General features: G+C 59.0%; 8 protein-coding genes and 1 pseudogene. 6 read left to right on the top strand and 3 right to left on the bottom strand.

The window, feature by feature from the left end:
* Positions 1-201: 201 nt before the first annotated feature.
* Positions 202-1,545, top strand: a complete 1,344-nt coding sequence (pabB, locus tag AC1DVF_RS27765; protein ID WP_477783484.1) for an aminodeoxychorismate synthase component I — start codon at positions 202-204, stop codon at positions 1,543-1,545.
* Between the two features lie 85 nt (positions 1,546-1,630).
* Here the strand turns inward: pabB and thrH are convergent, their stop codons facing one another.
* Positions 1,631-2,248 (bottom strand): bifunctional phosphoserine phosphatase/homoserine phosphotransferase ThrH, encoded by a 618-nt coding sequence (gene thrH / locus AC1DVF_RS27760; RefSeq protein WP_007916444.1) that lies wholly within the window; start codon positions 2,246-2,248, stop codon positions 1,631-1,633.
* Between the two features lie 165 nt (positions 2,249-2,413).
* Here thrH and AC1DVF_RS27755 point away from each other — a divergent pair, with 165 nt between their 5' ends.
* The 3 genes from AC1DVF_RS27755 to AC1DVF_RS27745 all read left to right on the top strand — a co-directional run bounded on the left by AC1DVF_RS27755 (position 2,414) and on the right by AC1DVF_RS27745 (position 6,050).
* Complete coding sequence (locus AC1DVF_RS27755; RefSeq protein WP_093431738.1) at positions 2,414-3,148, top strand: phosphoadenylyl-sulfate reductase; 735 nt, start codon at positions 2,414-2,416, stop codon at positions 3,146-3,148.
* Between the two features lie 579 nt (positions 3,149-3,727).
* Complete coding sequence (locus tag AC1DVF_RS27750) at positions 3,728-5,266, top strand: NCS1 family nucleobase:cation symporter-1 (protein WP_460127699.1); 1,539 nt, start codon at positions 3,728-3,730, stop codon at positions 5,264-5,266.
* A gap of 55 nt (positions 5,267-5,321) precedes the next feature.
* On the top strand, positions 5,322-6,050 hold the full coding sequence (locus AC1DVF_RS27745) for an aspartate/glutamate racemase family protein (RefSeq protein ID WP_477783483.1): 729 nt from the start codon (positions 5,322-5,324) through the stop codon (positions 6,048-6,050).
* Between the two features lie 119 nt (positions 6,051-6,169).
* Here the strand turns inward: AC1DVF_RS27745 and AC1DVF_RS27740 are convergent, their stop codons facing one another.
* Positions 6,170-7,093, bottom strand: coding sequence for a LysR family transcriptional regulator (locus AC1DVF_RS27740; RefSeq protein WP_093431729.1), 924 nt, complete (start codon positions 7,091-7,093; stop codon positions 6,170-6,172).
* Between the two features lie 126 nt (positions 7,094-7,219).
* Between AC1DVF_RS27740 and AC1DVF_RS27735 the strand changes: the two genes are divergently transcribed.
* Positions 7,220-7,966, top strand: a complete 747-nt coding sequence (locus AC1DVF_RS27735) for a 3-oxoacyl-ACP reductase family protein (protein ID WP_093431727.1) — start codon at positions 7,220-7,222, stop codon at positions 7,964-7,966.
* 73 nt (positions 7,967-8,039) lie between these two features.
* Here AC1DVF_RS27735 and AC1DVF_RS27730 read toward each other — a convergent pair whose 3' ends face one another.
* Positions 8,040-8,735, bottom strand: a complete 696-nt coding sequence (locus tag AC1DVF_RS27730) for an HAD-IA family hydrolase (RefSeq protein WP_460090263.1) — start codon at positions 8,733-8,735, stop codon at positions 8,040-8,042.
* A gap of 243 nt (positions 8,736-8,978) precedes the next feature.
* On the opposite strand from AC1DVF_RS27730, the pseudogene AC1DVF_RS27725 reads away from it, so the two are divergent.
* A pseudogene (locus tag AC1DVF_RS27725) lies at positions 8,979-9,734 on the top strand (type IV secretion protein Rhs); the annotation flags it as partial.

Raw genomic sequence — 9,734 nt, 5'->3', positions numbered from 1 at the left:
AAGATCTGCTCCCTTTCCCCCTCGCCAGCTTGAGATATCGAGCCGAACTCGGRTCTTGAAAAGCATGAAGATCTGCTCCCTTTCCCCCTCGCCCCCTTGGGGGAGAGGGTTGGGGTGAGGGGGTAGGCTTTTGATTTTGATCTGACAGCCGAGAGAGGACTACAATCCCCACCCCGCCTCAACGGCCGATCTGCCCCGCCCATGTTGACCTGTTCCGTACACCCGCTGCCCTACCATGCCAATCCCGCCGACTACTTCGCGGCCATCCGCAACGCGCCCGGCGCCGTGCTGCTCGACAGTGGCCGGCCGAGTGCCGACCGTGGTCGTTATGACCTGCTCAGCGCCTGGCCGCTGGAACATCTGGCGGTGTTGCCCGACGAAAGCGGCGGCGTATTCCTTCAGCGCCTGCGGGATAATCTGACCCGTCTGGGCAAGGCTGATTTGCCAACGGGTTTCGACCTGCCATTCGCTGGCGGTTTGATCGGCTACCTGAGCTACGATTTCGGTCGGCATCTGGAAAACCTGCCGAGCCAGGCGCTGGATGATCTGCAATTGCCTGATGCCCGCTTTGGCCTGTACGACTGGGCGCTGATCAGCGATCACCAGACGGCCAGCAGCCAACTGGTGTTTCATCCATCCGTGATCGATAGCGAGAAACAGCGGCTGATCGCGCTGTTCAGCCAGCCGCTTGTCGAGTCGATGGCGCCGTTCAAACTGAACCAGCCAATGACCGCCGACCTCTCGGCCGACAATTATCGTCAGGCCTTCGAGCGCATCCAGCATTACATCCAGGCCGGCGATTGCTATCAGGTCAACTTCGCTCAGCGCTTTCGCGCTTCATGCCAAGGCGATCCGTGGCTGGCTTATTGCGCATTGCGCGAAGCCTGCCCGACGCCGTTCTCCGGTTTCCAGAGCCTGCCTGATGGCGGTGCCGTTTTGAGTCTGTCGCCAGAGCGCTTCGTCAAAGTCAGCGACCGTCAGGTGGAAACCCGGCCTATCAAAGGCACCCGTCCGCGCGGCATGACCCCGACTGAAGATGCCGCGAACGCCGCCGAACTGCTGGCCAGCCCCAAGGATCGTGCGGAAAACCTGATGATCGTCGACCTGCTGCGCAACGATCTCGGCCGCACCTGCCGCATCGGTTCGGTACGAGTACCGGAGCTGTTCAGCCTGGAAAGCTATCCGAACGTGCATCACCTGGTCAGCAGCGTCACCGGTGAGCTGGCGGATGGTCGTGACGCACTGGATTTGATTGCCGGCAGTTTCCCCGGTGGCTCGATTACCGGCGCGCCGAAGATCCGCGCGATGCAGATCATCGATGAGCTGGAACCGACGCGGCGTGGGTTGTATTGCGGCTCGTTGCTGTATCTGGACGTGCGCGGCGAGATGGACAGTTCCATCGCGATTCGCAGTCTGTTGGTCAAGGATGGGCAGGTGTGCTGCTGGGGCGGTGGCGGAATTGTGGCCGATTCGGATTGGCAGGCTGAATATCAGGAGTCGATTACCAAAGTGAAGGTTCTGCTGGAAACCCTGCAAAACCTCTAAAAGCTTCGCGAGCAGGCTCGCCCCACAGGGGAATGCATTCCAAGTGTGGGAGCGAGCCTGCTCGCGAAGGGGCCCTTCCAGACGACTACAAACTCAGGTCGCGATTTGAGGCTTTGAGGAATTCCTGCTTTAACTCGGCAAAGGTATGCACCGCAGGAAACTGCGGGAACTCACGAATCACATTCTCCGGCGCATGAAACAGAATCCCCGCATCAGCCTCGCCCAGCATCGTCGTGTCGTTATACGAATCCCCCGCCGCAATCACCCGGTAATACAGGCTCTTGAACGCCAGTACCGACTGGCGCTTGGGATCTTTCTGGCGCAACTGATAGCTGGTCACCCGCCCGGTTTCGTCAGTAATCAGGCGATGGCAAAGCAACGTCGGAAAGCCCAGCTGCCGCATCAGCGGCTGCGAGAACTCGTAAAACGTATCCGACAGAATCACCACCTGAAAGCGTTCGCGCAGCCAGTTGACGAACTCCACCGCGCCGTCCAGCGGCTTCAGTGTGGCGATCACTTCCTGAATGTCCGACAGCTTCAAGCCGTGCTCATCGAGGATGCGCAGGCGCTGCTTCATCAGCACGTCGTAATCCGGAATGTCCCGGGTGGTGGCCTTGAGGGATTCGATTCCGGTTTTTTCGGCGAAGGCGATCCAGATTTCCGGCACCAACACCCCTTCAAGATCCAGGCAAGCAATTTCCACAAGACACTCCCGTTTGTATTGATTATTTGAGTCGAGCGAGGCCGAACTCTAGCGACTCACATGCAGACGCGCAACGCACAGCACGCCCCCGAGCCGTGCAGCTTTTTGTTACCATCAGCGCCATATAGAGCGCCCAGCGCCACCGACCTGTAGGAAGCCGCCCTGATGAGTGCAACGTTCGACGTCGTGGAACTCGCCACGACCTATGCCAACAAATCCGCGCAAGACATCCTCAAACTCGCGTTCGCCGAGTTCGGCGATGACTTGTGGATATCTTTCAGCGGCGCCGAGGATGTGGTGCTGGTGGACATGGCCTGGAAGCTCAACAAGAACGTCAAGGTGTTCAGCCTCGACACCGGCCGTCTGCACCCGGAGACCTACCGCTTCATCGATCAGGTGCGCGAGCACTACAAGATCGACATCGAACTGGTGTCGCCGGACTACACGAAACTCGAACCGTTCGTGAAGGAAAAAGGCCTGTTCAGTTTCTATAAGGACGGCCACGGCGAATGCTGCGGTATCCGCAAGATCGAGCCGCTGCGCCGAAAATTGTCCACCGTCAAAGCCTGGGCCACCGGCCAGCGCCGCGACCAGAGCCCGGGCACCCGCAGTGCTGTAGCCGTGATGGAAATCGATACCGCGTTCTCCACTCCCGAGCGCACCCTGTACAAGTTCAACCCGTTGGCGCAGATGACCAGCGAAGAGATCTGGGGTTACATCCGCATGCTCGAGTTGCCGTACAACAGCCTGCATGAGCGCGGCTTTATCAGTATCGGCTGCGAACCGTGCACCCGACCTGTCCTGCCGAATCAGCACGAGCGCGAAGGCCGCTGGTGGTGGGAAGAAGCGACGCAGAAAGAGTGCGGGTTGCATGCCGGGAATATCATCAGCAAGGCCTAACTCCCTGCTGCGCTGATTTCCCCCTTGTAGGAGTGAGCCTGCTCGCGATAGCGGTGTCTCAGTCGATAATTTTTTTGGCTGGCACACCGCTATCGCGAGCAGGCTCACTCCTACAGGGTTTTGTAGCGAATCAATAAATGTGTACACAGGAATGTCACCATCGGTGCCATTTATGTGTGCACTTTTTTGTTTAAGCGCCCTGAAAAGTTACATCCCTGCCAAAAATCCCTCGCCTCCGCCCGCCATCAAAATCCCCCGCCAAAAATAAATACCTGTTCAACCGGTCAATTTTTAGCCAATTATTTTCAGACACTTAGCGCACATCGATAACTTTTCGAAATGAGCACGGCTGCACATAGATCAACGACTGGCACAGATCTGGCTTAGGTGCATACATGTTTTGTATACAAAACTGCAAAACATAAAACCACTTTCGATCCGCAAGCCTGAAGCGCCCTATCCCGTACAGGCTGCAGATGCCCCGTAACCAGTGATGCTTTCACTGCCGCGACGAAGATTTGTCGAGCCTGACGGCTCATGCACAGTCATCGCGGCCCTGAACATCAGGAGCCTGCCGGAATGCGTACAAGTCTCTCCAACAACATCGCGCTGAATCTGCCCGCCGCTGCTCTCGACCAACCGTTACCCCATGACGGTCTGGCCGAGCCGTTACAACTCAGTCCGCGTCTGCACAACAGCGATCTGGCGCCAACCAAGGCCGAAGGTCGACGCTGGGGCAAATACAGCATCTTTGCCCTGTGGACCAACGATGTGCACAACATCGCCAACTACTCGTTCGCCATCGGTCTGTACGCCTTGGGCCTGGGGGGCTGGCAGATTCTGCTGTCGCTGGGGATCGGCGCGGCGCTGGTGTATGTCTTCATGAACCTGTCCGGTTACATGGGACAAAAAACCGGGGTGCCGTTTCCAGTGATCAGCCGGATCAGTTTCGGCATCCACGGCGCGCAAATTCCTGCACTGATCCGCGCGGTTATCGCCATCGCCTGGTTCGGCATTCAGACGTATCTGGCGTCAGTGGTATTTCGCGTATTGCTCACTGCAGTCCATCCCGGATTCGCCGAATACGACCACGATTCGATTCTTGGTCTGTCGTCGCTGGGTTGGGTGTGCTTCGTGGCGATCTGGTTCGTGCAACTGGCGATCCTCGCCTACGGCATGGAAATGGTCCGCCGTTACGAAGCGTTTGCCGGGCCAGTGATTCTGCTGACCGTTGCCGCCCTCGCCGCGTGGATGTACTTCCAGGCCAACGCGACCATCGCCTGGTCGATCCGCGAGCCACTGACCGGTGGCGAGATGTGGCGCAACATTTTTGCCGGCGGCGCACTGTGGCTGGCGATCTACGGCACGTTGATTCTGAATTTCTGCGACTTCGCCCGCTCATCGCCGTGCCGCAAGACCATCAAAGTAGGAAACTTCTGGGGTTTGCCGGTGAATATTCTGGTATTCGCCGCGATTACCGTGCTGCTCTGCGGTGCGCAATTTCAGATCAACGGCCGGATCATCGAGAGCCCGACAGAGATCATCGCCTCAATTCCCAACACCTTCTTCCTGGTACTCGGTTGCCTGGCATTCCTGATCGTCACCGTCGCGGTGAACATCATGGCCAACTTCGTCGCCCCGGCCTTCGTGCTGAGCAACCTGGCGCCGAAGTACCTGACTTTCCGCCGCGCCGGGCTGATCAGCGCAACCATTGCCGTGCTGATCCTGCCGTGGAATCTCTACAACAGCCCGCTGGTGATCGTGTACTTCCTGTCTGGCCTCGGCGCCCTGCTCGGCCCGTTGTACGGGGTGATCATGGTCGACTACTGGCTGATCCGCAAAGGCCGGATCAACGTCCCGCAGCTCTACAGCGAAGATCCCGACGGCGCTTATTACTACAGCCGTGGGGTGAATTTCCGTGCGGTGGCGGCGTTTATTCCTGCGGCGCTGATCGCCATCGTCCTGGCGCTCGTGCCGGGTTTCCACAGCGTCTCGCCGTTCTCCTGGCTGATCGGCGCCGCGATCGCCGGAATGCTTTATCTGATCATCGCCAAACGCCAGCCGCACTACGCCGACATCAGCGGCGAATCGATCGCTGTCGACAACGTCTGCCATTAATTCCCTCGTGGCCCGGACTTCGGGCCGCCGAACTGCCCGCTATAAGGATTTCCCCATGCGTATTCTCGTGGTCAACGTCAACACCACCGAATCCATCACCGAGGCCATTGCCCGCTCGGCGCAGGCTGTCGCCTCGCCCGGTACCGAAATCGTCGGTTTGACGCCGTACTTCGGTGCCGACTCGATTGAAGGCAATTTCGAAAGCTACCTGGCGGCCATCGCGGTGATGGATCGGGTGATGGCCTACGACCAGCCGTTCGATGCCGTGATTCAGGCCGGCTACGGCGAGCACGGTCGCGAAGGTCTGCAGGAATTGCTCAACGTGCCAGTGGTGGATATCACCGATGCGGCCGCGAGCACGGCGATGTTTCTCGGCCACGCCTATTCGGTGGTGACAACGCTGGATCGCACCGTACCGCTGATCGAAGATCGGCTGAAACTCTCCGGCCTGTGGGATCGTTGTGCATCGGTACGGGCCAGTGGTCTAGCCGTTCTGGAACTGGAACACGAGCCACAGCGTGCCTTGGAAGCCATCGTGCATCAGGCAGAACTGGCGGTGACGCAGGACAAAGCCGAGGTGATCTGCCTGGGTTGCGGTGGCATGGCCGGCCTGGATGAGCAGATTCGTCGGCGCACTGGCGTGCCGGTGGTGGATGGCGTCACGGCGGCGGTAACGATTGCGGAATCGCTGGTGCGCTTGCGCTTGTCGACGTCGAAAGTGCGAACGTATGCAACACCCCGACCGAAGAACATCATTGGCTGGACGGGGCGGTTTGCCCGCTAGGCTCATCATCGGAAACCGAGTCGCCCCATTCGCGAGCAAGCTCGCTCCCACAGGGGAAATGCATTCCAAATGTGGGAGCGAGCCCGCTCGCGAAGACTGCAACTCGGTATCAAGGTTGCTCAAATCGCACTAAAGCGCCGCGCCAATCCCTGTTCCGCAAACTGTTCAATCACATAATCGACAAACGCACGCGTCTTGCCCGGCAACAATTTGTGTTCGGCGTAATAGATGGAGATGTTGCCATCATCGACGAACCAGTCCGGCAACACCCGCTGCAACGTACCCGCCTGCAGATACCCCACCGCAAACGGCATGCTCACCAGTGCAATCCCCAGGCCCTGCGCTGCTGTCGCACACGCGGCTTCGGAATCGCTCATGGTCATCCTGGCCTTGAGCATCAACGGACTGTGCTGCTGATCGCGGTGCGTCAATTGCCATGAACGCACACGCCCGGTTTGCGGTGAGCGAATCAGAATGCCGTCGTGCTGCTTGAGATCGTCCGGATGAGTGATCGCAGGATTGCCGTTCAGATAATCCTGCGAAGCGACCAACACCCGATGCGCTGGCGTCAATCTGCGCGCCACCACACCTTGTGGCAGCTCAAAGCCGCCGCCAATCGCCGCATCAAAGCCCTGCCCGATCAGATCGACCTGACGATTATCGAAATGCCAGTCCGGATTGATCGCCGGGAAGCGCCGCAGAAACTCGCCGAGCAACGGCACTATATAAAGGCGCCCGAACACCGTGCCCATGCTGACTTTCAAGGTGCCGATCGGCTGCCCTTCGGCACTGGCCAGATTGGCCACGGCATTCTGGATCGTGGTCAGACTGGCACTGACTTCACTCAAAAACAGCTGCCCCGCCTCGGTCAGCGTCAGACTGCGGGTGCTGCGCTGAAACAGCCGCACACCCAGCCGCACCTCAAGCTTTGCGACACTTTTGCCAACCGCTGCCGGGGTCAGACTCAAGCGCCGCGCCGCCTCGGCAAAGCTGCCGACCTCAGCACTACGGACAAAGCATTCGATACTGCTGAAGGTTTCCATGGCCGCCACTATAAACTTTTGGTTTACACAGACTATAGCAATCAGGGTCTACACGGTTGTGGATCAGAGGCCGATACTCGGCACCAACAACAAGGCATCCCGCCTTGAATAGTCTGGAGATCGAACATGACCACTCAACACCTCGGCGGCAAAGTCGCTCTGATTCAAGGCGGTTCCCGTGGTATCGGCGCTGCCATCGTCAAACGCCTGGCCGCTGAAGGCGCTGCAGTAGCCTTCACTTACGTCAGCTCCACCGCCAAAGCCGAAGAGTTACAGAACAGCATCACCGCCAGCGGCGGTAAAGCCCTGGCGATCAAGGCCGACAGCGCCGACGCCGCAGCGATCCGCCACGCGGTCAGCGCCACGGTCGAAGCCTTTGGCCGACTCGACATCCTGGTCAACAACGCTGGTGTGCTGGCTGTCGCTCCGCTGGAAGATTTCACCCTGGAAGATTTCGACCAGACCTTGGCCATCAACGTGCGCAGCGTATTCATCGCCTCGCAAGAAGCCGCCAAGCACATGGGCGAAGGTTCGCGCATCATCAACATCGGCAGCACCAACGCCGACCGCATGCCCTTCGCCGGTGGCGGTGTGTACGCCATGAGCAAATCGGCGCTGGTCGGTTTGACCAAAGGTCTGGCCCGCGACCTCGGCCCGCGCGGCATCACCATCAACAACGTCCAGCCTGGCCCGGTCGACACCGACATGAACCCGGCGCACGGTGACTTTGCCGAAAGCCTCATTCCGTTGATGGCCGTCGGTCGTTACGGTAAAGCCGAAGAAATCGCCAGTTTCGTCGCCTATCTGGCGGGCCCGGAAGCCGGTTACATCACCGGTGCCAGCCTGACCATCGACGGTGGTTTCGGCGCGTGATTTTTCGAGTCGCCTGAACGAAAAACGCCGCTCCTCTTTTTACAGAGGGGCGGCGTTTTTTTGTCTCAGATGTTTACACCCATTCCAGCGCCGGCAAACCACAGGCACTTGGCGTGAACGCTTTCAAACTACGAAGAATCCCGTCAGCATGTGCGTACTTTTCATCGGCCATGGCGGCATCGGGGATGGCGATGGCCGTCATGCCTGCGGCTTTCGCTGCGGTCACGCCAAACGGCGAATCCTCGAACACCAGGCAGTCCTCAGGTGCCACACCCAGACGGCGGGCAGCGGTCAGGAAGATATCCGGTGCCGGTTTCGCCGCGCCGACTTCCGGATCGTCCGCCGTGACAATGAAGTCGAACAGCGCGAACCAGTCGCGGTGCAGCGTGGTTTTTTGTCCGAACGATAGCCGCGACGAACTGGTGCCGACGGCGATGGGGATGTTGTGCGCCTTGAGGTGGCGAATCAGCTCCTCGGCACCCGGCATCGCTTGCGCCGTGGGAAAACGCTCGCGCATCAATGGTTCGCGGATCACCAGAAACTCTTCGGCGGTGATCGGCAGATCCAGTGCCTGCACCACGTAATTGGCCAGATCGTTGGCTCCACGACCAATGATGTTCTGCTTGACGCTCCAGTCGAAGGTGCGCCCGTAGCGCTGGGCAATCAGCGAAGTGACTTCGGTGTAAATGCCCTCGGTGTCCAGCAGCAAACCGTCCATATCGAAAATCACGGCCTTGATCGGGCCGAACGCCTTCAGTGGTGCATTCATCATCGGATCCGTTAACAAAGACATCCCAGGCGGCAGGTGAACCGCTGCTCGGATCTGATTAAAGGGTTCAGCAGCATAACGAGCGCGACAGACATTGAGCAACGGCCAATGTTTATTGAGCGATGAACTACTCGCAGATATTTGGCGAAACATCCTACAGACATCACCTACTCGCCCGACTTCTTTCCTGATTGATCCCTTGCAAAGTCCCCGCACCTTTTTGACGTGCGCGAGAGACTGCGAATGCTTCCAACCGATCGGCTTCTGGCCCTGAACAACAGCATCGGCCTGCTCGTTGTTGCTGCTTTGAATCCCGACGAGCCGGACTTCGAACACCTGATCCGCGAATTCCGCCTGTGCCTGAACAACTACGAGGCTTGGGCCGAGCAGTTCTGGACAGGCACCGCGCTGGATGTCGAGCAAGTTTTTACGGTCGGCAACGACGTGCGCCTTAGCGCGCCGATCAAGTCGCGCCAACCGCTCAGTTCATCGGTAGTCATGTGCTCGGCCAGCGGGTCGCTGACGCTGGTGCACATATTCGAGGCCGCGCGGTTTGTGCCGATTGGCAACACCCCGGTAACCCTCGAACCGGTGCTTGCCGATGTCGGCGGCGTGCTGACTTTCGGTGAGCCGCTGCGTTACACCATCGGCCCCAGCGGCATTCTGCAAGTGACCGACTGCGATCGGGGCCAGCGTTATCGCATCACCTTCTTTCCCGATGTGTCCACCGACCATGTGCGTGCTCTATATGCCTCTTATGAAGGCGTCATTGCAGGCCTGGAAGGCTGGCTGCGCGCGGAGTGGGCAAGGTTTCAACCCCAGTGGACGGAGTTTTCCAGCGCCGGGTTTCTTGAACGTTACGGTCAGTTGCAACAGGCCGATTGGCGTGGATTCGAGCAAGCCCTGAATGGTGTTTGGGATGACATCCACCAGGTATTCGCCCTGCTCGCCGACTTGCAGGCCAACAGTGAAAAGCTGCTCGAGTACCTCAGCGACGCA

It is taken from the genome of Pseudomonas sp. P4_D7, assembly GCF_056401755.1.
Note: the sequence above shows the minus strand (reverse complement) of the source record. Positions and strands in the feature narration are given on the sequence as shown.

Bases quoted from the DNA above. Each gene is read 5' to 3' on its own strand.
- AC1DVF_RS27745 (WP_477783483.1), top strand. From the start codon at position 5,322: ATGCGTATTCTCGTGGTCAACGTCAACACCACCGAATCCATCACCGAG.
- pabB (WP_477783484.1), top strand. From the start codon at position 202: ATGTTGACCTGTTCCGTACACCCGCTGCCCTACCATGCCAATCCCGCC.
- AC1DVF_RS27740 (WP_093431729.1), bottom strand. From the start codon at position 7,093: ATGGAAACCTTCAGCAGTATCGAATGCTTTGTCCGTAGTGCTGAGGTC.
- AC1DVF_RS27750 (WP_460127699.1), top strand. From the start codon at position 3,728: ATGCGTACAAGTCTCTCCAACAACATCGCGCTGAATCTGCCCGCCGCT.
- AC1DVF_RS27730 (WP_460090263.1), bottom strand. From the start codon at position 8,735: ATGAATGCACCACTGAAGGCGTTCGGCCCGATCAAGGCCGTGATTTTC.
- AC1DVF_RS27735 (WP_093431727.1), top strand. From the start codon at position 7,220: ATGACCACTCAACACCTCGGCGGCAAAGTCGCTCTGATTCAAGGCGGT.
- AC1DVF_RS27755 (WP_093431738.1), top strand. From the start codon at position 2,414: ATGAGTGCAACGTTCGACGTCGTGGAACTCGCCACGACCTATGCCAAC.